A 22,107-nucleotide genomic window follows, 5' to 3' on the forward strand; every position below is an offset into this window, starting at 1 on the left:
CGGCCGACCGCTCCCGGCGTTGGTAGCGTCGGACGACGTGACGACGCCCAGCGGTGCCAGCTCCGAGGACGAGTTCTGGCGACGACCGCCCGACCACACCGGGCCGACGCCGCCCGACACCGAGCGGACGACGCCCCGCGCCGACGCCTCGAAGCCCGGGTCCGACTCGGGCGCGACGGCGAGCACTGCCGCGCCGACCTCACCGTCGCCGTGGGCAGCTCCGACGGCCGTACCACCGGCGCCGACGGCCGTACCACCGGCACCGGTTCCGGTGCAGCCGCCGGCGCGGTCGGGTGGGGGTTACGCCGGGCCGCCGCCGACCACCCCGCCGCCGCCCGGGTGGCGACCGCCGGTGCACCTGCAGGCCACCCCGCCCCGGGCGCTGCCCCCACAGGACATGGAGGCGATGGACGCGGCGGAGCAGCGCGCGCAGCGGGTCACCTACTCGGTCGCCGGGGTGGCCGGCGTGGTGTTGCTGGTCCTGCTCTGTCTGCTCTGTTCCCGGGCGATCTTCTGAGTCGGGCGGCGACCGGTCAGAGGGTGTTGCTCCAGACGGACTGCGCGCCCGTGTCGCCGGTCAGCACCACGTAGAGCACCGCGAACACCGACAGCACCACGATGACGCCGGTGAGCAGCCAGGTGATCCAGGACGGCAGGCGCGGGGCACGCACCCGGCCACTGGTCAGCGCCAGCAGCACCAGGGCCGCCACGGCGAGCCCTATGGTGAGCCAGAGCGTCCTGTCGCCGTACTCGGAATGCTCCTGGATCTTGGCAAGCAGCTGGGGCGGGTAGCCCTTGCCCTTCAGGAACTCCTCGAACGCCTCGCCGGACTCGGTCGCCACCCAGGTGATCACCGGGGTCACCACGGACAGGATCCCCACCGCCCAGCCGAGCCGGGGCCGCCAGCGGGGCACCAGCCCGTACGCGGAGGCGAGCAGCGCCAACAGCGGGACGAACACCACCGCCGCGTGGATCACCAGGATGTGGCCCGGCAGGCCGTTGATCTCCTTGAACACCGACACCTCCGACGATGGATGCGGTTGGCCGCAGAAGCGTACGCCGATGCCCCCGTCGCAGCACGCCCCCGATCGGACACACGCGGTGCCCGCCGGTCCGGTTCATCCGCCTCCACAACCACGCTGAGCTGTGGCCGGGGCCACGTGCCGCCAGGTTCCCTTGTCGGCCCGGTGACCCCGTGCTGTCATTGCCTCATGTCCACTGGTGAGGAGTTGCTCCGGTCGAGGGGCCTGCGGGTCACCCGGCCGCGCCTCGCCGTCCTGGACGTGCTGGCCGCCGGGGGCCACCTGGAGGTCGACGAGATCACCCGCCGGGTCCGCGAACGCCTCGACTCGGTCTCCACCCAGGCGGTGTACGACGTCCTCGGCGCGCTCTCCCGCGCCGGCCTGTCCCGCCGGATCGAGCCGGCCGGCAGTCCCGCCCGGTACGAGGCCCGGGTCGGCGACAACCACCACCACGTGGTGTGCCGGGGCTGCGGCGAGATCGCCGACATCGACTGCGCCGTCGGTGGCGCCCCCTGCCTCGACCCGAACACCGCCCACGGCTTCGAGGTCGACGAGGCGGAAGTGACCTTCTGGGGGCTCTGCCCCACCTGCCAGGCCCGCCGCTCGACCGGCGAGTGACACCGAGGCCCCGACGACCGGGTCGAACCGGGGCGTCGCGTGGCACTCTTGGGCGGTGGACTGCGACGACATCGGCCTCTTCGGTCCGGGATCGGTCACCTGGAAGGTGCACGACGAGCCGGTCCTGATCGTCGCCGGCCTGCGCTCCCTCTATCTGCAGGCGTTGCATCCCCGGGCGATGGCCGGGGTGGCGCAGAACAGCAACTACCGCAGCGACGCCTGGGGCCGGCTGGTCCGGACCGCCACGTACGTCGGCACCGTCATCTACGGCACCACCGCCGAAGCGGAGGCGGCCGGTCGGCGGCTGCGTACGCTGCACGCCCGGATGCGCGCCACCGACCCGTCCACCGGTGAGGAGTTCCGGATCGACGAGCCGGACCTGCTGCGCTGGGTGCACGTCACCGAGGTCGAGTCGTTCGTGAGCACCGCCCGCCGGGCCGGGCTGTCGCTGACCGACGCCGAGGTGGACGGCTACTACGCCGAGCAGCGGCGGGCCGCCGCGCTGGTCGGGCTCGACCCGGCCGAGGTGCCCGGCAGCGCCGCCGAGGTGGCCGACTACTACCGGGCGGTGCGACCCGAACTGCGGATGACGAAGGAGGCGGCGGAGACCGCCCTGTTCCTGACCGCGCCGCCGATCCCGTGGAAGCTGAGCCTGCCGGCTCGGCTGGGCCTGAGCCTCGGGCCGCCCCGCTGGGCGTACCTGGGCATCGCCGGCACCGCGCTCGGGCTGCTGCCGCCCTGGGCGCTGCGGCTGTACGGCGGCCTGGGGCTGCCCACCACCGCGCTCTCGGCCGACCTGGGCGTCCGCGCGCTACGCCTCGCGCTGGCTGCGCTGCCTCGCGACTGGCGGGAGGGCCAGATGCAGCAGGCGGCCAAGGAACGAGCCGCCCGGCTCGCCGCCACGGCCGCCTGATCCCCGGCGGTCCCGGTCCGGTCGGTCACCGCCGCCCTGCCCTGACACCCCGCCCACCGTCCAAGCGGTCCGCTCAGCACCGCCACCATGGCTGCTGCGACAGGGGGCGCCGTGCCACTGGCCGGCAGGGCCTTGCCTCCTCAGCTGCCGGCGTCGGCGACGGCGGAGGCGTCGGGTGCGGCCGGGCGGTCCATCGCCGCCCAGGGCTCACGGCCGGGCACCTGCGCCTCGGCCGGGCAGCTGCGGCGGTAGTCGCACCAGCCGCAGCGCGCCCCGGCGACCGGTGGAAACGCCTCGTCGGGGTCGGTCCCGTCGGCGACGGCCCGCTCGGCGGCCATGATGTCGCGGGCGGTGTCCTCGGCGCGGGAGAGCTGCCGGGCCAGCGATTCGGCGGTGTGGTCGTGTGCGGCGACCGTCCCGGTGGGCAGGTGGTGCAGCTCCACCCGGCGGCACGGCCGGCGGAACGTCCGCTCGGCGGCGTACGCGTACAGCGCCAGCGCCTGGGAGCCCCGGGCGTCGTCGGTGTCCAGGCCGGTGCGGCCGGTCTTGTAGTCGACGATGACCAGCTCGGGCCCGTCCGGGCCGGGGCGGGAGTCGATCCGGTCGGCGCGCCCGTTGAAGGCCAGCACGGCCGTGCGGACCGCCACCACCCGCTCCACGCCGAGCGGGTCGGCGCCCGGCTCCAGGGTCTCGACGTACGACTCCAGCCAGCCGAGCGCCCGCCGGTAGGCCTGCCGCTCCTGCTCGTCGTCGCGGTAGCCCTCGCGCACCCAGGTGCCCTTGAGCAGCCCGGCCAGCGCCTCCGGCCGGCGTCGCTCCGGGGCGAGCGCGTACCAGTTCTTCAGGGCGGTGTGCACGCTCGCGCCGAGCGAGTTGTGCGCCCACGGCGGCCCCTTGGGCGGGGCGGGCCGGTCGACGTAGGCGTAGCGGTAGCGCCGGGGGCAGTCCTCGTACGCGCCGAGCTTGCTGGGGGTGCAGACGAAGAGCCGCTCCGGCATGCCCTCGAAGCCCAGCTGCTCGGCCTGCTCGGCACGGGGTCGGGGCGGGCCCGCGGATCGTCCAGCGGAGGAGGCTCGTCGCACGGGTCGATCCTGCCACCCGGATACGACAACGCCGCGCCGGCACCGCCACCGGCGCCGGGTCAGCTCATGTTCACGTACTGGGTGACGAACGCGGCCACCGCGTCGGCGATGAGCTGCACGGCGATGGCGGCCAGCAGCAGGCCGGCGATCCGGGTCAGCACCTCGATGCCGCCCGGCCGCAGGATCTTGACGATGCCGCCGGAGAAGCGCAGCACCACCCAGACCGTGATCATCACCGCGACGATCGCGGCGGCGATGGCGGCGTGGTCGTCGAGCCCGTCGGCCTGCTGCACGAAGAGCATGGTCGCCACGATGGCACCGGGCCCGGCGAGCAGCGGGGTACCCAGCGGCACCAGCGCGATGTTGGAGGTGACCTGCTGGCTGGGGTCGTCCGCCTTGCCGGTGAGCAGCTCCAGCGCGACCAGCACCAGCAGCAGACCGCCGGCGGCCTGCAACGCCGGCAGGTCCACGTGCAGGTAGTCGAGGAGCGTCTGACCGGCCACCGCGAAGATCACGATCACGCCGAGCGCCAACGCGACCGCCTGCCAGGCGGCCCGGTTGCGGTCACGGGCGGGCAGCGGCCCGGTGAGGGCGAGGAAGATGGGCATCATGCCCGGCGGGTCGACGATTACCAGCAGGGTCACGAAGACCTCACCGAAGAGCTTGAGATCCACCGGATAACCGTAGTCGCGCCGCTGTGGACGGAAACGCGGATCAGCCGGAAGCGACCTCGGTCACCCCGGAGGCCGTCGCGACGATCCGCTCGTACGCCTCCGGTGCGGTGGTGTGCGCGCCCAGCCGGACGGTCTTGTGCGTGCCGTGGAAGTCCGACGAGCCGGTCACCAGCAGGTCCAGTTCGGCGGCGAGCGCGCGGACGTGCGCGGCCTCGGCCGGCGAGTGGTCCTCGTGGTCGGCCTCCAGACCGGCCAGCCCGGCCGCGGCCAGGTCGGCGATCAGCTCGTCCGGCACGGTCCGGCCGCGCCGGGTCGCCCGGGGGTGGGCGAAGACCGGTACGCCGCCGGCCGCCCGGATCAGCTCGACCGCCCGGAACACGTCGATGTCCTCCTTCGGCAGCCGGTAGCGCTCGCCCAGCCAGTCCGCCCCGAACGCCTCGGTGGTGGTGGCGACCAGGCCGGCTTGGATGAGCGCCGCCGCGATGTGCGGCCGGCCGACCGTCCCGCCGCCGGCGGCAGCCATGATCTCCGGCCAGCTGACGTCGATCCCGTCGGCGCGCAGCAGGTCGACGATCCGTTCGCCGCGTACCTCGCGGGCGAGCCGCACCCGGGCCAGTTCGGCGACGAGTTCCGGGTGGTCCGGGTCGAACAGGTACGCGAGCAGGTGCAGCGGGATGGCCGGCTCCACCCCGTGCCAGCGGCAGGAGATCTCCGCGCCCCGGACCAGCGTGAGGCCGGGCGGCAGCGCCCGGAGCGCCGCGTCCCAGCCGGCGGTGGTGTCGTGGTCGGTGATCGCCACGACGTCCAGCCCGGCCTCGGCGGCGGCGCGGACCAGCTCGGCGGGGCTCAGGGTGCCGTCGCTGGCGGTGGAGTGGGTGTGCAGGTCGATCGCCGGGCGTGAGATCACCCTCCGACGCTACCGCCCGCCGGTCAGGAGGTGCCGGCGACCACGATCGGGCGCTCGCCCGCGGTGACCCCACTCAGCGTCGTCGTGGAGGCGCGTTCCCCGGCCAGCACCCGGTCGGGGCGGACCCGCACCAGCGCCCCGCCCTGGTTGACGTACGCCGCCGCACCGCCGCTCCAGGCCACGTCCCCACTGATCGTCGGGCCGGCGGCCCGGGCGGCGCCGCCCGAGGCGAGGGCGGCGAGGTCGACCAGGAGCGCCCCGTCCGTCCCGCCCGTGCGGCCGTTGACCAGCAGCCAGCGCCCGTCGCCGGAGACGGCGCCGCGGCCGTCGCCGGCCAGGACCGCGCCGCAGCCGGTGGTGGCCGGGGCGAGACTCACCGGGTCGAGCACCGCCAGACACGACTTGCCCGGCTCACCGCCGGCGGACACCCGCCCGACGGGCCGCCCGTCGGGCAGCACGCCGTAGACGTCGAGCACGTGACGATCACCCTCGGGCAGCGTGCCCGTGCCGGGCCGCCACAACAGGTGGCCGCCGTCGCGCGAGCGCACCAGCAGGCGGTCGCCGACGAAGCGGACCGGGGTGGCGCCGTGCGCGGCCGCCATACCGGCGGTGGCGACGAGCCGGTTGGCGACCACGCCGGCCGCATAGAGTCCGTTGCCGTCCCGCCAGGCGACCTGACGGCCGTCCGGGCTCAGGACGACCGCCTCGGCGCCGGCCAGCAGGACCTGCGGAGTTTCGCCGGACGGTACGGCCCAGAGGGTGCGCCCGGCCGGGGTGGGTGCCCCCACCAGCAGCCAGCCGCCCAGGTCGGGCAGGCGCTGGGCGCGTTCGACCGGGCCGATGCCCAGGTCGTACCGCTGCCCCTCGGCAGTGACCAGGGCACCACCGACGATCAGCTCGACCTGCCCCTCAGCGGCCGGAGCCCGTAGCTCGGGGGCGACCGGCCAGCCGGTCGCGGTGGCGGAGCCGCGCGGGTCGCCGAGCACCACGGTGGGGGTGGTGTGGCGGCCCGGCTGGCCGCCGAGCTGCCCCATCCCGGCGGTGATCCCGGCCGTGGCGACGGCGGCGACACAGAGCCCGGCCAGCGTGCGGCGGTGCCGGACCCGCCGGGCCCGGCCGATGGCCAGCCCCGCCGGATCGACGGCCAGCGGCGGGGTCACGGCGACCCGGCGGGAGAAGGTCTCCCGCAGCGCCCGCTCCAGGTCGTCCTGCGTCACAGCCATTGGACGCTCCGGGCCGCCGGTCTGGTTGTCCCGGGCGGCCGGGGTCGGCTTCACCGGGTCTCCACGGGGACCGCCGCCCGGCGACGGGTCGGGGCGGTGGCGGGCACCGCGTCGGCCGGCACGTCCCGGCCGGCGTCGGGACCGAGGGCCTCCGCCGGTCCGCGCGTGCTCGCGCCGCTTGCGGCCGGCCGCTGCGACCGCGCGGTCCGCCGGCCGGCAACTTCCGGGGGTACGACGACGGCCGCCGTCGAGGACGCGGGCCGCCCACCGGCCGGAGTCGCCACCTCGGGCAGTTCCCGGGCCGCCTCCTCGCCGAGCCGACGGCGCAGCGTGGCCAGCGCGCGGGAGGTCTGGCTCTTCACCGTGCCCGGCGAGATCTCCAGCAGCGCGGCGGTCTGCGCCTCCGACATGTCCTCGTAGAAGCGGAGCACCAGCACGGCCCGCTGCCGGGCGGGCAGCGCGGTCAGGTGCCGCCAGAGCACGTCCCGGTCGAGCTGCTGTTCGATCTCGTCGACCCCGGCCCGCTCGGGCAGCACCTCGGTGGGGCGTTCACCGTGCCAGCGCCGGCGCCACCAGCTGGTCGAGGTGTTGACCATGACCCGGCGCGCGTACGGCTCGATCGCCTCGATCCCGCCGAGCCGCTTGCACGCCAGGTACGTCTTGGTCAGCGCGGTCTGGAGCAGGTCCTCGGCGGTGGCCCAGTCCCCCGCCAGCAGGTACGCGGTGCGCAGCAGGGCGCTGGAGCGCGCCGCGACGAACTCGCGGAACTCCTCCTCGAGCGGATCCCGCTCGGCCACCCGTCACCTCCGCACCCCGTTCCTGCAGGCAGGGTGTCACGGGCGGGGTGGCCGGGTCGAGGGCGAAAGGTTCGCCGTTCATCCGATGAACGGACGAAAAGCTTCAGGCCCCGTCGTCGGCCTTGGCCTCGTCGGCCTCCTTGCCCAACCGCGCCTCGACCGCCTGCGGCTCGTACATCTCCTCGACCACACGCAGGTAGAGCTCGTTCGGGTTGGGCAGGTTCTTGATCTCGCGCAGCGCCTGCTCCTGGCCCGCCGACTCCAGCACGAAGGTGCCGTAGTTGAGCGCGCGGCCGGTCGGGGTCTGCTCGTACTTCATGTCGGTGACCCTGACCAGCGGCATCATCGCCACCCGGCGGGTGATGATGCCGTTGACCACCATGACCCGCTTGTTGGTGAGGATGAAGCGGTCGTACCACCAGTCGGCGACCCGCCAGGCGACCCAGCCCATCACCGCGAACCAGAGCAGCACCGCGACGGTGGTGAGGGCGCCGACGTCCTGCCCGGCGAGGAACCCGGAGAGGTAGCCGAGGACGAAGGTCGCGGCGATGCCGACGACGATCGGGGTGGAGAGGTGGACCCAGTGCCGCTTCCACTCGCCCCGGTAGCGCTCGGTGGGGAAGAGGTAGCGGGCGACCAGCGAGCTGGGCTCGTCCTCCAGGGGCAGCACCCGCCGGGGGCCCATCGGCATGCCGGAGGCGTCGACCCGCAGCCCCGCCAGCTCCTCCTCGGAGATGGTGTTCTGCTGGTAGCCGGCCTCCGGGTCGCGCGACCAGGTCCGCCCGGAGCGGCCCTCACCGGCGTACGCCGGCCCGTCGCCGTAGCCGATGTCGTCCGAAAGGGACGGCCCGTCGGAGAGATTCGGGCCCGAGCCGAAGCCCGGGCCGTCGTCAGGACGGACCCGGGGGATCGGCTCGGTGTCCCGCTCCCGGCGCTCCCGGTCGGGATCGTCGGGATCGAACGGGGGTCCGGAGGGGCTGCCCATGGGCGGTCAGGCGACGAGGCTGGTGAAGAAGTCGCCGAAGCCCTGGGCGATGTCCATGATGCCGCCGCCGAGCGACTTGAAGACGTCCGCGGCGGAGTTCGGCCGGTAGGCGACGAAGAAGATCAGGAATGCGACGCCGGCCCAGGTGAGGACCTTCTTGACCATAGCGGGCCATCCTCTCGCGCGGGGCCGGGTCCGTTTACCGCAGCGGCACCCAGAGTATCAGCATGGTGTCGTACAGTGAATATCCACGTCCGTTCCCTGACATGTCCGTCAGGGCGATCAGGCCCTGCCGTGCAGGTTGGGTGACGGCGCGCCGTACACGAGCTCGGGCGGTGTCCACTCGGAAAGGTCGTGCAGGACGACGTCTTCCGCGAGGAGGTGACCCGCGCTCGCGGGCCAGGCTATCGCATGGAGCCACATTCCCCGAGCCTCGCCGGCGTACGCGCTTCGATCCGCCGCGGAATTCACCAGCCACAGTGGAGTCGGATGGCCACCGACCCTGATCCGGGCCGGCTCGACGTGCTCCGGATGACCCGGTCCGGCCCCGGGGCCGGTGAGCGCCTCCGCGAGTTCCGGTCCCGGGTCCGGTCCGGACACACCGGCGAAGCGGGCGCCCAGCCCGACGCCCGGCTCCTCGGCCACCAGCAGGAGTTCCGCCGGTCCCCCGCCCAGCGGCGCCGGCCCGGCGCAGGCGAGCGCGGTGGCCCGCACGCCGGACGCGTCGTCCCCGGCCCAGCCGACCCCGGTGACCGTCCAGCCGGTCGGCAGCGGCCACGGGCACCAGAGCGGCACGGTGGGCCGTTCCGCCTTCTCGTCGGCGAGGACGCGATCCACCACGCTCGCCATGATCTCGGTTCCGATGCGCTCCGGGACGTGCAGCGGCGCCACCGGCCCGCACCGGACGCACCGCGACTCGGGGTGCATCAGGTCGGGGGGCCGGACCTGACCGGCGCACCTCGGACAACTCACCACGACACTCACATCCCCACCGTGGCCCCCGTCACCCCCGGCGTCAAGCGGAGCGGCCGTTTCCCCCCGCCCACCGGCGGAGGTCTCAGGCGGGCGGCGGGCCGGCGTGCGCCCGGATCCAGGCGTGCATGGCGATGCCGCTGGCCACACCGGCGTTGATCGACCGGGTCGAGCCGTACTGGGCGATGGAGAAGAGCTGGTCGCAGGCGGCGCGGGCCGGGTCGGACAGGCCCGGTCCCTCCTGGCCGAAGAGGAGCACGCAGCGGCGGGGCAGGGTGGTGGTCTCCAGCGGACGGGAGCCGGGCAGGTTGTCGATCCCCACCACCGGCAGGTCCCGGCCGGCGGCCCAGGCGACGAACTCCTCGATCGTCGGGTGGTGCCGCACGTGCTGGTAGCGGTCGGTCACCATGGCGCCGCGCCGGTTCCACCGGCGCAGCCCGACGATGTGCACCTCGGCGGCGAGGAAGGCGTTGGCGTTGCGGACCACCGTGCCGATGTTGAAGTCGTGCTGCCAGTTCTCGATCGCCACGTGGAAGTCGTGCCGGCGCTCGTCCAGGTCGGCGACGACGGCCTCGCGCCGCCAGTACCGGTAACGGTCGACGACGTTGCGCCGGTCGCCGGCGGCGAGCAGCTCCGGGTCGTACCGCGGGTCGTCCGGCGGGTCGCCGGGCCACGGTCCGACGCCCACGTCGAGCTGGTCCTCGGTCACGGTCACAAGAGGGTACGGCCGGTCGCGGGGCGGCTCGCGACCGGCCCGGTCACCGCAGCCCCAGGGCACCGCCGAGCCGGTCCAGCAGCCGTCGGTCGGCGGGCCCGGGCGGATCCCCGGCCCGGCAGACCCGGGCGGCCACCGACTCCACCCACTGCCGGTACGCGGCCGAGTCGGCCGGGTCCGCCCGCCGGTGCAGTACGCGGACCGCTGCCCGGCAGGTGGCCAGCAGGTCGACCAGGTCGGTGAGACGGTCGGCCTGGGCCGTCGTGCCGTCGTGCCGGGCGTAGATCGCGGCGACGACGGCGCGGACCAGGTCGCTGTCGGAGGCCCGGCCGGCGGCCACCGCGTCGAGCCCGGCGAGCCCGGCGGCGACGCCTCGGGGCGGCCGGCCGGGGGCGGGCGCGGCGGCGGCCACGAGGACCCGGCCGGGCAGGGTGGTGAGCAGGTCCCACTCGGCGGCGGAGTAGGCGGCGGTGGTGAGCGGTGCGGCACGACGTCCGGCGGAAGGCGGCTCTCCGGCGAGGGAGTGGCTCATCTCAGACCTCCGGCGCCAGCATATGCCCCGGATCGCGAAAAGGGCCCCTTCCCGACCAGAACGCGGTGGGAAGGGGCCCGGTCCGGGCCTGCGGTCAGCGGGGCTCGGGGAAGCTCGGCCGCTCCGGGTCGACGCCGTCCGGCACCGCCGCGGCGGCGTACTCCTTCTTGGGGACCATGACCTTGCGCCGGAAGACGCAGACCAGGGTGCCGTCCTGGTTGTAGCCGCGGGTCTCCACCGCCACCACGCCCCGGTCCGGCTTCGAGCCGGACTCGCGCTTGTCCAGCACGGTGGTCTCGCCGTAGATGGTGTCGCCGTGGAAAGTCGGCGCGACGTGCCGCAGCGACTCGACCTCCAGGTTGGCGATCGCCTTGCCGCTGACGTCCGGCACGGACATGCCGAGCAGCAGCGAGTAGATGTAGTTACCGACCACGACGTTGCGCTTGAACTGGCTCGCCGACTCGGCGTAGTGCGCGTCCATGTGCAGCGGGTGGTGGTTCATGGTGAGCAGGCAGAAGAGGTGGTCGTCGTACTCGGTGACGGTCTTGCCGGGCCAGTGCCGGTAGACCGCGCCGACCTCGAACTCCTCGAAGTAGCGGCCGAACTGCATCCTTGTCCCCTTCGACGGGCGGCGATGGAGTTCGGCACAGCATGCCTTACCGGTGGTTAAGGCGATGACGGGGGCGGAGGCGGAGTGGAAATGTCACACCGGCCGCTTCCGGGGGGAGACGCAATGAGCGGCGGGGCCCTCCCCGGCACCCGCCGCCCACGCTCTGATGCCAGAGATTCTGCCGTACACCGGGGACACACCGACAGAGACGGGCATCACATTTACCTTTTTGTGACATCACCCTGCGTAACAAGGGATGCGGTGTTGCGCGATCTTTAGCGGCGGGATCGCACCTTGTCAAGGCTCAAGTTACCTATTCGTAGCGTCAGCCTGCACCGATCCCCTTGGAAGCGCTCCCATCACCCGAGGTGACGCAAGTGCGTGTTGCATTTGCGCTGTGCAGGACGGGAAGCGACAGATCAGCCTCGATGGGTCGCCGGCCCCCGCGCCGGTCGGGCCCGCCCCGGCCGGCGCGGGGCGGTTTCGGCCCGCCCGGGCCGGGAATGGAACCGACGTTGCCCTGGTTCTACGGGACGAAAAAGCAATCCGCTGATCGGAGAGTGCAATGGCAACGGTTGAGCTGACCACGGCCAACTTCGACGAGGTGACCGGAAGCGACGGCATCGTGCTGGTCGACTTCTGGGCCGACTGGTGTGGTCCGTGCAAGCGGTTCGCCCCGGTCTACGAGCGCTCCTCGGAGAAGCACCCGGACATCGTCTTCGGCAAGGTCGACACCGAGGCGCAGCAGGAGCTGGGCGCCAAGTTCGACATCCGGTCCATCCCGACGATCATGGCGATCCGGGACGGCGTGATCGTGTTCGCCCAGCCGGGCGCCCTGCCCGAGTCGGCCCTGGAGAACCTCATCGAGCAGGTCCAGGCCCTCGACATGGACGACGTACGCAAGCAGCTCGCCGACCACAAGCACTGAGCACCACCCACCGACGGCCGGGTTCCCACGGGAGCCCGGCCGTCGCCGTGTCCGCGACACGAAGCGCCGGGACGGACGCGCAGGGTCACCGCTGCCGCGTCCTGATCCCGTATCGTCACCACCCGATGGAGACGTTGACCCCCCGCGGCCGCACGGTCCGGCTGGGCGCGACCGCGCTCGGCCTGGCGCTGCTGCTCGTCGGCACCCTCTGGGGAGTCGACGACCACTTCCCGTTCGGGCCGTTCCGGATGTACTCCACCTCGGAACCGCCGAACGCGCCCGCCCCCGACACCCGCGTCGAGGGCGTCGACCGCACCGGCACGGTGGTCGCGCTCGGGCAGGACGCCACCGGCATCCGCCGCGCCGAGATCGAGGGCCAGCAGGACCGCTACGCCGCCGACCCCGCGCTGCTGCGCCAGGTCGCCGACGCGTACGCCGAGCGCCACCCCGGCGCGCCGGAGCTGGTCGAGGTCCGCATCGTGATCCGCTGGTACGGCATCCACCAGGGCCGGCCCACCGGCCGATGGACCGACGAGACCACCGTGCGCTGGCAGGCCTCCCCGTGACCCGCTGGCTGACCGAGGCGGTCCCGCGCGGCCGGGTGGCCGCGTTCCGCACCCTGGTCTACCTCTTCGTCGCCGCCGACCTGGTGGTCTTCACCCCCTGGGTACGCACCCGGGTCGACGTCCCCGGCGACCTGTACCAGCCGCTGCTGATCGGCCGGCTGCTCCCGCTGCCGACCCCGACTCCCACCCTGGTCGCGGCGATCTTCTGGACGCTGCTGCCGCTGGCCCTGCTCGCCGCCACCGGCCGCGCGCCCCGGCTGCTCGGCTGGACGGTCTTCGCGCTCTACTTCGAGTGGATGATCATCGCGATGAGCTACGGGAAGGTCGACCACGACCGGATCGGGTTCCTCGTCGCGCTGGCCGCCCTGCCCACCGCCGGCCGCGCCCGGCACGGCGACCCGACCCGCACCGAGGCCGGCGGCTGGGCGCTGCGGGTCACCCAGCTCGCCGTGATCTGCACGTACTTCCTCGCGGCCTGGGCCAAGCTGCGCTTCGGCGGGCTGGACTGGGCCACCGGCTCGGTGCTCGCCCGGGCCATCATCCGGCGCGGCACCGACTTCGCCGACCTGATCGCGCAGGTGCCGTACCTGCTGCTCGTCGCCCAGTTCGGCATCCTCGCCTTCGAGTTCCTCAGCCCCGTGGTGTTCCTGCTGCCCGAGCGCTGGCGGCTGGCCACGGTCGGCTTCTTCTACTCGTTCCACCTGGTGACCATCGCGACGATCACCATCTCGTTCGCGCCGCACCTGGTGGCGATGACGAGCTTCCTGCCGCTGGAACGGGTCCGCCCGGTGGTGTGGGCCCGCCGCCTGGTCACCCGTCGCCGCCACGGCGCCGCGCCGAGCGGCCGGGCACCGGACGACGACGTGCCCGGGGTGGCGCCACCGCTGGCCGGACCGGCACCGGCGGTCGGCCCGGCCACGCCGTAGCCGAGCGACGCCCGGCCGGTGGTCAGGCGTCGGTGGTGGGGCGACCGCTCGGGCCGTAGAGGCGCTCCCGGGCCTCCTGGGGCAGGGCGCAGGCGGCGGTGCCGCCGGGCAGCCGGTGCCGGTTGCGCGCCACCCAGCGGTACGCGGGCCAGGCGGCGAGGCGTACCGGCGGCAGGCGCAGCCCCGCGCCGGCCACCCGCCAGAGCGGACCGCTGTCGCCGAGCAGCCGGGCGATGGCGTCCGGCCCGGCGGCGCGGGAGCCGTCGGCGCCGACCCACTGCACCGCCTCCTCGCACTCGGCCTCGGTCAGGCCGAGGGCGTCGAGGTCGGCGAACTGCCACGGCACCACCCGGGCGCCGGTCGGGATGCGTCGCGCGATGAACTCGGCGCAGCGGGTGCAGAACGCGCAGTCCCCGTCGTAGACGAAGGTCGACCTCTCCATGCCCCCCATCCTCCACCCGCCACGGCGGGCGCGGGAGGCGGTGTCCGGCGCGTCACTTGCACTCTTCTCGTACACGTGTTCGACTAGTGGGCATGCGCTGGGAGAACCTCTCCGCTCCCCCGGACGAGGGGCATCCCGACGGGTCAGCGCCAGCGACTCCACCCCTGCCGCTGGCGCTGCCCGGCGCGATCGCCCGCACCTTCGACACCCCCGGCTTCGCCGGGATGACGTTCTACGAGGTGCAGGCCAAGTCAATCATCAACAAGGTGCCGGGCACCTCCCGCGTCCCGTTCGAGTGGACCGTCAACCCGTACCGGGGATGCAGTCATGCATGTGTGTACTGCGTCTCGGGCGACACTCCGGTGCTGATGGCGGACGGTCGCACGAGGCCGATCAGGGAGCTGGAGCCGGGCGACCGGATCTACGGCACCGCCCAACAGGGGGCCTACCGCCGCTACGTCGTGACCACCGTCCTCGACAAGTGGTCGACGACGAAGCCCGCCTACCGCGTCACCCTTGAGGACGGCACCTCACTGATCGCCAGCGGTGACCACCGCTTCCTGTCGGAGCGAGGCTGGAAGTACGTCACGGGAGCGATGAACGGCCGCGGGCAGCGCCCCTACCTGACGACCAACAACCGCCTGATCGGCACCGGCCGCTTCGCGACCGGCCCCAAGGAGTCGACCGACTACCGCCGTGGCTACCTCTGCGGCATGGTGCGGGGAGACGCCCATCTCGGCACCCACACCTATTCATACGGGACCGTGCACCAGTTCCGGTTGGCGCTGATCGACGACGAAGCGTTGCGGAGGACGGAGCGCTACCTCAGCGAGGCCGGTGTCGAGACACACCGCTTCTCCTTCTCCGCGGCCAGTCGCACCCGGCAGGCACTCGCCGCCATCCGGACGTCCAAGCAGCGGCACGTCGAGATGATCAAAGAACTGATCCGGTGGCCCGCGGACCCGACCGACGACTGGCGGCTCGGCTTCCTCGCCGGCATCTTCGATGCGGAGGGAAGCTGCAGCCGGGGCGCCCTGAGGATCAGCAACGGCGACGACGCCATGATCGACCAGACGGCGGCGGCCCTGAGCCGGTTCGGCTTCACGGCCGTGCTGGAGGACCCGGGGCGACCGAACAGGGTGAGACAGCTGCGCCTGACCGGCGGCCTGCCGGAGCGGCTCCGCTTCTTCCACCTGACCGATCCCGCCATCACCCGCAAGCGGTCGATCGAGGGCGCCGCCCTGAAGTGTCAGGCACGGCTCAGGGTGACCAGCATCGAAGCGCTCGGGTTGGAACTACCGCTCTGGGACATCACCACCGGCACCGGCGACTTCATCGCCAACGGCGTGGTGAGTCACAACTGCTTCGCCCGCAACACCCACACCTACCTGGACCTCGACGCGGGCGCGGACTTCGACCGGAAGGTGATCGTCAAGGTCAACGCCGGTGAGCTACTCCGGCGGGAGCTGGCCGCGCCGCGCTGGCGGGGCGCGCACATCGCGATGGGCACCAACGTGGACTGCTACCAGCGGGCCGAGGGGCGCTACCGGTTGCTGCCGCCGATCATCGAGGCGCTGCGCGACTTCGCCAACCCGTTCTCGATCCTGACCAAGGGCACCCTGATCCTGCGGGACCTGCCGCTGCTGCGCCAGGCCGCCGAGGTGACCCGGGTCGGCATCTCGTACTCGGTCGGGTTCGTCGACGAGGCGCTGTGGCGGGCGGTCGAGCCGGGCACGCCGAGCCCGCGCCGGCGGCTCGACGCGGTGCGCGCGCTCACCGACGCGGGCTTCGAGGTGGGCGTGCTGATGGCACCGATCCTGCCGGGGCTCAGCGACAGCGACGAGTCGATCGAGGCGACGGTGTCCGCGCTCGCTGCGGCCGGGGCCGCCGGCGTGACGCCGATGGCGCTGCACCTTCGCCCCGGCGCCCGCGAGTGGTACGCGCACTGGCTGGCCCGGGAGTACCCGCACCTGGTGCCCCGCTACCGGGAGCTCTACCGGGCCGGCGCGTACACGCCGCAGGCGTACCAGCGGGAGTTGACCGCGCGGGTGCGGATCGCGGCCCGCCGGCACGGGCTGCACCGGGGCGAGCAGGGCGACAACCGGCGACTGCCGACCCCGGCGGCTCAGCCCGCCCCCGAGCAGCTCACGCTGCTCTAGCCGGCAGGCCACCGCACCGGTGGGGTTAGAGTCGGCGGGTGCGTAGCGCTCAGCAGATTCTCGCCGACTCGGCCGTGATCGCCGTCGTGGGCGCGTCCCGCGACCCCCGCAAGGCCGCGCACAGCGTGCCCTTGCAGATGCAGCGGTACGGCTGGCGGATCATCCCGGTGAACCCGACGGTGGACGAACTCTTCGGCGAGCGGGCGTACGCCTCGCTGGCCGACATCCCGCACCCGGTGGACCTGGTGGACGTGTTCCGGCCGGCGCAGGACGCGGTGCAGGTGATCCGGGACGCGGCGGCGATCGGCGCGCCGGCGGTGTGGCTGCAACTGGGCATCGTCTCCACCGAGGCGCGGCGGATCGCCGAGGAGGCCGGCATGGACTACGTCGAGGACCGCTGCCTGATCGTGGAGCGCGCCGCCGCCGGCCTGACCCGGCTGGGCTGAGTTCAGCCGGCGGGCTGCTCGGGTCCGAAGATCAGGTCGAGCTGGGCGTCGAGCGCGGCGAGCGCGGTGTCGGCCGGGAAGTGCCCGCCGAGCAGGTAGACGCCGAGTCCTTCCATGAGCGCCAGCAGGCCCACCGCCGCGCGGTCCGGGTCGACCTCGGGGGCGCTCCCGGCGCTCTGCGCGGCCCGGATCTGACCGGCGATGAAGCCCACCAGATCGGCGGTGTCCTGGTGCAGGCTGGCGGCGACGGCGGGGCGTACGGCGGTGTAGGCGAGGAAGGCCAGGGCCACCCGGCCGTCGGCCCGCCGGGGCGCGTCGAGGGGCAGCACCTCGCCGAGCATGGTCCGCACGAGGGTACGCGGGGACGGGGTCGCGCCGAGCGCGGTGAGGGCCGCGGTCAACCGGGCCTCGTTGTGCTCGCGGACGACCGACAGCGCGAAGGCCATCATCTCGTCCTTGGTGCGGAAGTAGTGCTGCACCATGCCGGCGGAGACGCCGGCCTCGGCGGCCACGTGCCGCAGGCTGACCGCTTCCAGCCCGTGCTCCGCCGCGACCCGCATCAGCGCGTCGGCGATCTGTGTGCGGCGCTCCCGGTGATCGACCCGCTTCGGCATGGCACCCATGCTTCCACAATGCGACTGCATTGACACACCACGACGCGGCCGTTTACAGTGCAACTGCAATGCAAAAACGCGGAGGGTGGGCGATCATGGGCGAGCACGACCGGCGCGGGGTATCGGTGCTGCTGCGCCGCGTGGTGCGGTACGAGATCGACATGTGGCGCAGCCTCTACCGCTGGCTGCTGCGCCGGCCCGTCGCGACGGCCCCGGGGGCGGAAACGTTCAGCTACGTCGGCGTGGTGAAGCCGATCCTCGGCGTCTTCATCGCTCTTTCCGCGATCGAGATCCCCATCTTCGACCTGATCATCAGCCGCACCGTGCCGTGGCCGTGGGTACGGCACCTTGCGCTCGCGCTCGGGATCTGGGGCCTGCTCTGGATGATCGGGCTCTTCGCCAGCCTGCGCGTCCACCCGCACGTCCTCGACGGCGACGGGCTGCGCATCCGCAGCGGCACCTCGATCGACGTCACGCTGCCCTGGACGGCCGTCGCCGCCGTCGCGCCCCGCTACCGTTCCCTGCCGTCCAGCCGGGCCGTCCAGGTCGAACAGGGCGACGCCGGGCCGATCCTGCACCTCTCCGCCGGGAGCCAAACCAGCGTCGACGTGTTCCTGCGTGAGCCGCTCCGCCTGGCGCTGCCCAAGGGCCCGAGCGCACCGGTCAGCGAGGTCCGCCTCTACGCCGACGACCCGGACGCGCTGGTCGCCTCGGCCCGCCGCCACCTCGGGGCCGGTGTCCCCGACGCGCGGCGCTAGGGCGGCCGGCGGCGTGGTCGCCGCTGGCACTGCGCCCGTACCCTGCGCCCATGCCTCTGCTGCGGACGCCGCGCCTGCGCCTGCCACCGGCCGGGGACGGGCTCTGGTCGCGCCGCCTGCTCGCCCTGACCGTCGCCGTGGTGGTCGCGGCGGCGGTGGCCGCGCCCCTGCTGGCCCTGACCCGCTTCCCGCTCGACGGGGTCGGCTGGGTGGGCTGGCTGATGTTCGGCGTGCGCGCGCTGGAACGGCGCTGGTGGCCGCGGCGCGACGGCCGGCTGGCCTGGACGGCCCGGGTGACCGGCCGGGCTGCGGTCGAGCCCGGGCTGGTGGCCCGCCGGTCGCCGGCGGGCTGGGCGGATCTGGTCGCGGACCTGACCGTGGTGGCCGGGGCGGCGCTGGTGATGATCTCGTCCCTCCCGGCCGACCGGGGGTGGGGCCGGATCGTCCGGACGCTGCTGGTCCTCGGCGTGGCGGCGGCCGTGGGGCGGGTCGCCTACCAGGAGGCGCGGTTCACCGGCCGGCTGGCGCTCACCGCCGGTGGGATCCGCTACGGCAGCAAGCGGTACGACTGGTCGAACATCGACCGGGTGAGCCTGCACCAGCGGGAGGGCCGGCTGAACGGGGTACGCCTGCGGCCGGTCAGGTGGCCGTCGCTGGACCCGGCGCCGGTGGTCGGCGGCCGGGACACCGCGGTACCCGAGCAGCGGCTGGCGGCCGCCATCGAGGAGTACCGGTCGCGCCCGTACGTGCTGGCGGGCGGGCCGGTCACCGCGCCGGAGCCGGCTGCCGAGCCGGCCGGTCGGTGACCGGCGCACCACCTCAGAGCTTGTACTCCTTGAGCAGGCCCCGGGAGATGATGGTCTTCTGGATCTCCGAGGTGCCCTCGCCGATGAGCAGGAACGGGGCCTCCCGCATCAGCCGCTCGATCTCGTACTCCTTGGAGTAGCCGTAGCCGCCGTGGATGCGGAACGCCTCCTGGACGACCTCGGCGCAGTACTCCGAGGCGAGCAGCTTGGCCATGCCGGCCTCGACGTCGTTGCGCTGGCCGGCGTCCTTGAGCCGGGCGGCGTTGACCATCAGGGCGTGCGCCGCCTCGATCTTGGTGCCCATCTCGGCGAGCTTGAAGGCGATGGCCTGGTGCTTCGCGAGCGGCTGGCCGAAGGTGCGGCGCTGCTGGGCGTACTGGACGGCCAGTTCGAAGGCCCGGATGGAGATGCCGCAGGCGCGGGCGGCCACGTTGACCCGGCCGACTTCGATGCCGTCCATCATCTGGTAGAAGCCGCGGCCGACCTGGTCGGCACCGCCGAGGACGGCGGACTCCGGGACGGTGACGCCGTCGAGGACCATCTCGGTGGTCTCGACGCCCTTGTAGCCCATCTTGTCGATCTTGCCGGGGATGGTCAGGCCGGGGGCGGTCTCGCCGAAGCCGGGCTCCTTCTCCAGCAGGAAGGTGCTCATGTTGCCGTAGACCGACTCGGCGCCGGTGTCGGTCTTGACCAGGGTGGCCACCACCGACGAGTACGCCCCGTTGGTCAGCCACATCTTCTGGCCGTTGAGGACGTAGTTGTCGCCGTCCCGGACGGCCCTGGACTTGATGGCCGACACGTCGGAGCCGGTCTCCGGCTCGGACATCGAGAACGCGCCGCGCACCTCGCCGGTGGCCATCTTCGGCAGCAGCCGGGCCTTCTGCTCGGCGGAGCCGTGCTGGGAGATCAGGTACGCCACGATGAAGTGGGTGTTGACGATGCCGGAGATCGACATCCAGCCCCGCGACAGCTGCTCGACCACCAGCGCGTAGGTCAGCAGGGACTCGCCCAGGCCGCCGTACTCCTCGTCGATGGTGAGACCGAACAGGCCCATCTCGCGCATCCCGTCGAGGATGTCGGTCGGGTACTCGTCGGCGTGCTCCAGCCGCTGCGCGTGCGGGATGATCTCCTTGTCGGCGAACTCCCGGACGGTTTCCAGGATCGACCGCTGCACGTCGGTCAGGCCGGGCGTCTGGGCGAGTCTGGCCATCTCAGCCTCCGGGGGATCGGCGCATTACTCATGGGTAACTGAACGCTCGGTCAGTATCGGCCCCGGGACCGTCGAGGCCAAGGTGACCAGTCCACACAACCGCTGTGAAAAGGTTCACCGCTGCGGGTAGCGTCCGCAAGAGAGAGCGGCCTTGACCTGCGGCGGAGGGGGCGAACGGACGTGAGTCATCCACCACCGGGCGAACCGGAGCAGCCACCGTCGCCGTACGAGCCGGGCCGGTCCGGCGGGCAACCGCAGTGGGGCCAGCAGCCGGACCAGCCGCAGTGGGGCCAGCAGCCGGAGCAGCAGCAGTGGGGGCAGCAGCCGGAGCACCCGCAGTGGGCGCACCAGCCGGCGTACCCGCCGCAAGGCCCGTACGGCCAGTACGGGCCGCCGCCCGGGGGCGGCGGCCACGGCGGGCCGAACACCATGGCGATCCTGTCGCTGGTCTTCGCCTTCCTGTTCGCCCCGGCCGGGATCGTCCTGGGTCACCTGGCGAAGCGGCAGATCCGGCGTAGCGGCGAGGAGGGCAACCAGCTCGCCACCTGGGGCCTGATCCTCAGCTACCTCTTCACCGTCATCGGCCTGCTCGCCTGCTGCGGCTGGATCGGCCTCACCGTGTGGGCCAACTCCGAGGGCGACGGCGCCTACAACTGACCCGGCCGGCGCGGGTCAGCGGAACTGCGCCTCGCGGACGCTGTTGCCGCCGTCCACGACCAGCATCTGGCCGGTGATGTAGGAGGCTGCCGGCGAGCAGAGGAAGGCGATGGCAGCGGCCACCTCGTCGGGGGTGCCCGGGCGACCGACCGGCGTGCCCATCCCCTGCTTGATCTCGGCCACCGTCGAGGCCGCCGTGTAGATGGTGCCCGGAGCCACCGCGTTCACGGTCACCCCGTCGGCGATCATCTCCATCGCCAGGGCCCGGGTCAGGCCGACCACGCCGGCCTTGGCCGCCGCGTACGCCGCCTCGGTGGGCAGCGCGTTCACCGGCCCCGCGGTGGCCGCCAGGTTGACGATCCGCCCCCAGCCGCGCTCGGCCATCCCGCCGATGAAGGCGCGGCTGCACAGGAAGGCGGTGGTCAGGTTCCGGTCGATCTCGCCCCGCCACTCGTCGTAGCTGAGCTGGGCCACCGGGCGCAGCACCTCGGGGCTGGCCCGGCTGGCCAGGCCCGCGTTGTTGACCAGCACCTCGACGTCGCCGAGCTGCTCGGCCACCGCGTCGGCGAGCGCGCCGACCTCCGACTCGTCGGTCAGGTCGGCGACGAACCCGGTCACGCCCAGCTCACCGGCCCGTTCGTGGATCCGGCGGGTGGTGGAGACGATCGCCACCCGGGCGCCCAGGTCGGCCAGCCGGCGGGCGGTCGCGTACCCGATGCCGTCGGCACTGCCCGCCCCGGTGACCAGGGCGACCCGGCCGTCCAGCCGCATGGTGACCGGCTCGGCCACCGGGGCCGGCTCGTCCTGGCCGTCCGGTCCGGCGGCGGCGCGGGCGCGCCGGGTCAGCCCGGGGCGGCTCACGTCCCGCCGGGGTCGGCTGCCCGAACGGTCGGCACCACGCGCGTCGATAACCATGGGCGAGATCCTGCCCGCTCGGAACCGCCCGGGCAACGCGGCACCACGGGGACCTCGGGTTTGTCCGCCCATGACTACCCTGACGGCGCACCCACTTGCGACGGAGAGATCTGATGACCTATCCCCCACCGCCCGGCGGTTGGCACGACCCGTCGGCCGACCCGACCCTGCCCGTCAGTGGCCAGCCCATTCCCGTCCAGCCGACCGGCAAGGACCCCTACGCCCCGGCCGACCCGTACGCCGGTGCCATCCCGGCGCAGGCCGGGCCGGTCGGCCCGTACGCGGCGGCCGGCTATCCGGCGGCCGGCTACCCGGGGTACGGGCCCCCGGTGGCGAAGACCAACAGCATGGCGATCGCCGCGCTGGTGCTCTCGCTGGTCGGCTTCGCGTCCTGCATCACCGCGCCGGTCGGCGCGATCCTCGGCCACGTCGCGATGAAGCAGATCCACCAGACCGGCGAGGGCGGCGAGGGCATGGCCAAGGCGGCCATCATCGTCGGTTGGATCCTGACCGGCCTGCTGGCGCTCGTGATCGCGTTCTACGTCGTGATCATCGTGCTCGCGGTGGCCGACGCCTCCACCAAGCCCTGACCTGTCGGGCCGCCCCGGGCGACCGGGGCGGCCCGCCCGG

The 22,107-nt window shown here is 73.4% G+C and carries 29 protein-coding genes; 12 read left to right on the forward strand and 17 right to left on the reverse strand.

Annotated features, from left to right (window positions below):
- The coding region (locus tag ACSNN7_RS23490; protein WP_436683103.1) for a hypothetical protein at positions 1-186 on the reverse strand (186 nt) is incomplete at its 3' end.
- Positions 187-352: 166 nt separating this feature from the next.
- Between ACSNN7_RS23490 and ACSNN7_RS23495 the strand changes: the two genes are divergently transcribed.
- On the forward strand, positions 353-517 hold the full coding sequence (locus ACSNN7_RS23495; RefSeq protein WP_436683104.1) for a hypothetical protein: 165 nt from the start codon (positions 353-355) through the stop codon (positions 515-517).
- A 16-nt stretch (positions 518-533) separates the two neighbouring features.
- Here ACSNN7_RS23495 and ACSNN7_RS23500 read toward each other — a convergent pair whose 3' ends face one another.
- Positions 534-1,016: a DUF2231 domain-containing protein gene (locus ACSNN7_RS23500; RefSeq protein WP_436683105.1), complete on the reverse strand. Its 483-nt coding sequence runs from the start codon at positions 1,014-1,016 to the stop codon at positions 534-536.
- A gap of 195 nt (positions 1,017-1,211) precedes the next feature.
- Between ACSNN7_RS23500 and ACSNN7_RS23505 the strand changes: the two genes are divergently transcribed.
- Positions 1,212-1,640, forward strand: coding sequence for a Fur family transcriptional regulator (locus ACSNN7_RS23505; protein ID WP_436683106.1), 429 nt, complete (start codon positions 1,212-1,214; stop codon positions 1,638-1,640).
- A gap of 55 nt (positions 1,641-1,695) precedes the next feature.
- Entirely contained in the window at positions 1,696-2,553 is an 858-nt protein-coding gene (locus ACSNN7_RS23510; protein ID WP_436683107.1) for an oxygenase MpaB family protein, read from the forward strand.
- 140 nt (positions 2,554-2,693) lie between these two features.
- On the opposite strand, the gene ACSNN7_RS23515 is transcribed toward ACSNN7_RS23510, so the two are convergent.
- From ACSNN7_RS23515 to ACSNN7_RS23565, 11 genes are all read right to left on the reverse strand, one after another.
- Positions 2,694-3,551, reverse strand: coding sequence for a RecB family exonuclease (locus tag ACSNN7_RS23515; RefSeq protein ID WP_436683128.1), 858 nt, complete (start codon positions 3,549-3,551; stop codon positions 2,694-2,696).
- 143 nt (positions 3,552-3,694) lie between these two features.
- Positions 3,695-4,309 (reverse strand): MarC family protein, encoded by a 615-nt coding sequence (locus tag ACSNN7_RS23520; protein ID WP_436683108.1) that lies wholly within the window; start codon positions 4,307-4,309, stop codon positions 3,695-3,697.
- 40 nt (positions 4,310-4,349) lie between these two features.
- Positions 4,350-5,213 (reverse strand): PHP domain-containing protein, encoded by an 864-nt coding sequence (locus tag ACSNN7_RS23525; RefSeq protein ID WP_436683129.1) that lies wholly within the window; start codon positions 5,211-5,213, stop codon positions 4,350-4,352.
- Positions 5,214-5,239: 26 nt separating this feature from the next.
- A complete protein-coding gene (locus ACSNN7_RS23530; RefSeq protein ID WP_436683109.1) occupies positions 5,240-6,439 on the reverse strand; it encodes a hypothetical protein in 1,200 nt (399 codons plus the stop codon).
- 50 nt (positions 6,440-6,489) lie between these two features.
- The gene (locus tag ACSNN7_RS23535) at positions 6,490-7,236 is read right to left on the reverse strand and encodes a SigE family RNA polymerase sigma factor (RefSeq protein ID WP_436683110.1); all 747 of its coding nucleotides are present in this window, start codon (positions 7,234-7,236) and stop codon (positions 6,490-6,492) included.
- 103 nt (positions 7,237-7,339) lie between these two features.
- Positions 7,340-8,221 (reverse strand): PH domain-containing protein, encoded by an 882-nt coding sequence (locus ACSNN7_RS23540; protein WP_436683111.1) that lies wholly within the window; start codon positions 8,219-8,221, stop codon positions 7,340-7,342.
- A 6-nt stretch (positions 8,222-8,227) separates the two neighbouring features.
- Positions 8,228-8,386 carry a hypothetical protein gene (locus ACSNN7_RS23545; RefSeq protein ID WP_170285364.1) on the reverse strand — a complete coding sequence of 53 codons (159 nt, stop codon included), beginning with the start codon at positions 8,384-8,386 and terminating at the stop codon, positions 8,228-8,230.
- 117 nt (positions 8,387-8,503) lie between these two features.
- Positions 8,504-9,343: a DUF6758 family protein gene (locus ACSNN7_RS23550; RefSeq protein WP_436683112.1), complete on the reverse strand. Its 840-nt coding sequence runs from the start codon at positions 9,341-9,343 to the stop codon at positions 8,504-8,506.
- Positions 9,279-9,902 (reverse strand): TrmH family RNA methyltransferase, encoded by a 624-nt coding sequence (locus tag ACSNN7_RS23555; RefSeq protein ID WP_436683113.1) that lies wholly within the window; start codon positions 9,900-9,902, stop codon positions 9,279-9,281. Before ACSNN7_RS23555 ends, ACSNN7_RS23550 begins: the two co-directional genes overlap by 65 nt.
- A 49-nt stretch (positions 9,903-9,951) precedes the next feature.
- Positions 9,952-10,440: a hypothetical protein gene (locus tag ACSNN7_RS23560; RefSeq protein ID WP_436683114.1), complete on the reverse strand. Its 489-nt coding sequence runs from the start codon at positions 10,438-10,440 to the stop codon at positions 9,952-9,954.
- A gap of 94 nt (positions 10,441-10,534) precedes the next feature.
- Positions 10,535-11,050, reverse strand: a complete 516-nt coding sequence (locus tag ACSNN7_RS23565) for a MaoC family dehydratase (RefSeq protein WP_179802973.1) — start codon at positions 11,048-11,050, stop codon at positions 10,535-10,537.
- A 565-nt stretch (positions 11,051-11,615) separates the two neighbouring features.
- On the opposite strand from ACSNN7_RS23565, the gene trxA reads away from it, so the two are divergent.
- From trxA to ACSNN7_RS23580, 3 genes are all read left to right on the forward strand, one after another.
- The gene (trxA, locus tag ACSNN7_RS23570; RefSeq protein ID WP_436683115.1) at positions 11,616-11,978 is read left to right on the forward strand and encodes a thioredoxin; all 363 of its coding nucleotides are present in this window, start codon (positions 11,616-11,618) and stop codon (positions 11,976-11,978) included.
- Positions 11,979-12,103: 125 nt separating this feature from the next.
- The gene (locus tag ACSNN7_RS23575) at positions 12,104-12,544 is read left to right on the forward strand and encodes a hypothetical protein (RefSeq protein ID WP_436683116.1); all 441 of its coding nucleotides are present in this window, start codon (positions 12,104-12,106) and stop codon (positions 12,542-12,544) included.
- A complete protein-coding gene (locus ACSNN7_RS23580; RefSeq protein ID WP_436683117.1) occupies positions 12,502-13,470 on the forward strand; it encodes an MFS transporter permease in 969 nt (322 codons plus the stop codon). The genes ACSNN7_RS23575 and ACSNN7_RS23580 overlap by 43 nt, the downstream gene beginning before the upstream one ends.
- Positions 13,471-13,492: 22 nt before the next feature.
- Here the strand turns inward: ACSNN7_RS23580 and ACSNN7_RS23585 are convergent, their stop codons facing one another.
- The gene (locus ACSNN7_RS23585; protein WP_436683118.1) at positions 13,493-13,912 is read right to left on the reverse strand and encodes a thiol-disulfide oxidoreductase DCC family protein; all 420 of its coding nucleotides are present in this window, start codon (positions 13,910-13,912) and stop codon (positions 13,493-13,495) included.
- A gap of 92 nt (positions 13,913-14,004) precedes the next feature.
- Between ACSNN7_RS23585 and ACSNN7_RS23590 the strand changes: the two genes are divergently transcribed.
- Entirely contained in the window at positions 14,005-16,071 is a 2,067-nt protein-coding gene (locus ACSNN7_RS23590; RefSeq protein WP_436683119.1) for an intein-containing Rv2578c family radical SAM protein, read from the forward strand.
- Between the two features lie 38 nt (positions 16,072-16,109).
- Positions 16,110-16,517, forward strand: a complete 408-nt coding sequence (locus tag ACSNN7_RS23595; protein ID WP_436683120.1) for a CoA-binding protein — start codon at positions 16,110-16,112, stop codon at positions 16,515-16,517.
- A gap of 2 nt (positions 16,518-16,519) precedes the next feature.
- Here ACSNN7_RS23595 and ACSNN7_RS23600 read toward each other — a convergent pair whose 3' ends face one another.
- A complete protein-coding gene (locus tag ACSNN7_RS23600) occupies positions 16,520-17,140 on the reverse strand; it encodes a TetR/AcrR family transcriptional regulator (protein ID WP_436683121.1) in 621 nt (206 codons plus the stop codon).
- Between the two features lie 86 nt (positions 17,141-17,226).
- Between ACSNN7_RS23600 and ACSNN7_RS23605 the strand changes: the two genes are divergently transcribed.
- Together ACSNN7_RS23605 and ACSNN7_RS23610 are read left to right on the forward strand one after the other, a co-directional pair.
- Positions 17,227-17,889, forward strand: a complete 663-nt coding sequence (locus ACSNN7_RS23605; RefSeq protein WP_436683122.1) for a PH domain-containing protein — start codon at positions 17,227-17,229, stop codon at positions 17,887-17,889.
- A 50-nt stretch (positions 17,890-17,939) separates the two neighbouring features.
- Complete coding sequence (locus tag ACSNN7_RS23610; RefSeq protein WP_436683123.1) at positions 17,940-18,695, forward strand: hypothetical protein; 756 nt, start codon at positions 17,940-17,942, stop codon at positions 18,693-18,695.
- 13 nt (positions 18,696-18,708) lie between these two features.
- On the opposite strand, the gene ACSNN7_RS23615 is transcribed toward ACSNN7_RS23610, so the two are convergent.
- Positions 18,709-19,905, reverse strand: coding sequence for an acyl-CoA dehydrogenase family protein (locus tag ACSNN7_RS23615; protein WP_436683124.1), 1,197 nt, complete (start codon positions 19,903-19,905; stop codon positions 18,709-18,711).
- Positions 19,906-20,085: 180 nt separating this feature from the next.
- On the opposite strand from ACSNN7_RS23615, the gene ACSNN7_RS23620 reads away from it, so the two are divergent.
- Entirely contained in the window at positions 20,086-20,562 is a 477-nt protein-coding gene (locus ACSNN7_RS23620; protein WP_436683125.1) for a DUF4190 domain-containing protein, read from the forward strand.
- 15 nt (positions 20,563-20,577) lie between these two features.
- On the opposite strand, the gene ACSNN7_RS23625 is transcribed toward ACSNN7_RS23620, so the two are convergent.
- Entirely contained in the window at positions 20,578-21,477 is a 900-nt protein-coding gene (locus ACSNN7_RS23625; RefSeq protein ID WP_436683126.1) for an SDR family NAD(P)-dependent oxidoreductase, read from the reverse strand.
- A 113-nt stretch (positions 21,478-21,590) separates the two neighbouring features.
- Between ACSNN7_RS23625 and ACSNN7_RS23630 the strand changes: the two genes are divergently transcribed.
- The gene (locus ACSNN7_RS23630) at positions 21,591-22,067 is read left to right on the forward strand and encodes a DUF4190 domain-containing protein (protein WP_436683127.1); all 477 of its coding nucleotides are present in this window, start codon (positions 21,591-21,593) and stop codon (positions 22,065-22,067) included.
- Positions 22,068-22,107: the final 40 nt, after the last annotated feature.

Source organism: Micromonospora sp. URMC 105 (assembly GCF_051386295.1).
Lineage (GTDB): Bacteria > Actinomycetota > Actinomycetes > Mycobacteriales > Micromonosporaceae > Micromonospora.

What these genes read in the sequence shown, in the direction of transcription:
- ACSNN7_RS23505 (WP_436683106.1), top strand. Translation starts at nt 1,212, where the DNA reads ATGTCCACTGGTGAGGAGTTGCTCCGGTCGAGGGGCCTGCGGGTCACC.
- ACSNN7_RS23515 (WP_436683128.1), bottom strand. Translation starts at nt 3,551, where the DNA reads ATGCCGGAGCGGCTCTTCGTCTGCACCCCCAGCAAGCTCGGCGCGTAC.
- ACSNN7_RS23530 (WP_436683109.1), bottom strand. Translation starts at nt 6,439, where the DNA reads ATGGCTGTGACGCAGGACGACCTGGAGCGGGCGCTGCGGGAGACCTTC.
- ACSNN7_RS23540 (WP_436683111.1), bottom strand. Translation starts at nt 8,221, where the DNA reads ATGGGCAGCCCCTCCGGACCCCCGTTCGATCCCGACGATCCCGACCGG.
- ACSNN7_RS23545 (WP_170285364.1), bottom strand. Translation starts at nt 8,386, where the DNA reads ATGGTCAAGAAGGTCCTCACCTGGGCCGGCGTCGCATTCCTGATCTTC.
- ACSNN7_RS23560 (WP_436683114.1), bottom strand. Translation starts at nt 10,440, where the DNA reads ATGAGCCACTCCCTCGCCGGAGAGCCGCCTTCCGCCGGACGTCGTGCC.
- ACSNN7_RS23565 (WP_179802973.1), bottom strand. Translation starts at nt 11,050, where the DNA reads ATGCAGTTCGGCCGCTACTTCGAGGAGTTCGAGGTCGGCGCGGTCTAC.
- trxA (WP_436683115.1), top strand. Translation starts at nt 11,616, where the DNA reads ATGGCAACGGTTGAGCTGACCACGGCCAACTTCGACGAGGTGACCGGA.
- ACSNN7_RS23575 (WP_436683116.1), top strand. Translation starts at nt 12,104, where the DNA reads ATGGAGACGTTGACCCCCCGCGGCCGCACGGTCCGGCTGGGCGCGACC.
- ACSNN7_RS23580 (WP_436683117.1), top strand. Translation starts at nt 12,502, where the DNA reads ATGGACCGACGAGACCACCGTGCGCTGGCAGGCCTCCCCGTGACCCGC.
- ACSNN7_RS23585 (WP_436683118.1), bottom strand. Translation starts at nt 13,912, where the DNA reads ATGGAGAGGTCGACCTTCGTCTACGACGGGGACTGCGCGTTCTGCACC.
- ACSNN7_RS23590 (WP_436683119.1), top strand. Translation starts at nt 14,005, where the DNA reads ATGCGCTGGGAGAACCTCTCCGCTCCCCCGGACGAGGGGCATCCCGAC.
- ACSNN7_RS23600 (WP_436683121.1), bottom strand. Translation starts at nt 17,140, where the DNA reads ATGGGTGCCATGCCGAAGCGGGTCGATCACCGGGAGCGCCGCACACAG.
- ACSNN7_RS23605 (WP_436683122.1), top strand. Translation starts at nt 17,227, where the DNA reads ATGGGCGAGCACGACCGGCGCGGGGTATCGGTGCTGCTGCGCCGCGTG.
- ACSNN7_RS23610 (WP_436683123.1), top strand. Translation starts at nt 17,940, where the DNA reads ATGCCTCTGCTGCGGACGCCGCGCCTGCGCCTGCCACCGGCCGGGGAC.
- ACSNN7_RS23615 (WP_436683124.1), bottom strand. Translation starts at nt 19,905, where the DNA reads ATGGCCAGACTCGCCCAGACGCCCGGCCTGACCGACGTGCAGCGGTCG.
- ACSNN7_RS23625 (WP_436683126.1), bottom strand. Translation starts at nt 21,477, where the DNA reads ATGGTTATCGACGCGCGTGGTGCCGACCGTTCGGGCAGCCGACCCCGG.
- ACSNN7_RS23630 (WP_436683127.1), top strand. Translation starts at nt 21,591, where the DNA reads ATGACCTATCCCCCACCGCCCGGCGGTTGGCACGACCCGTCGGCCGAC.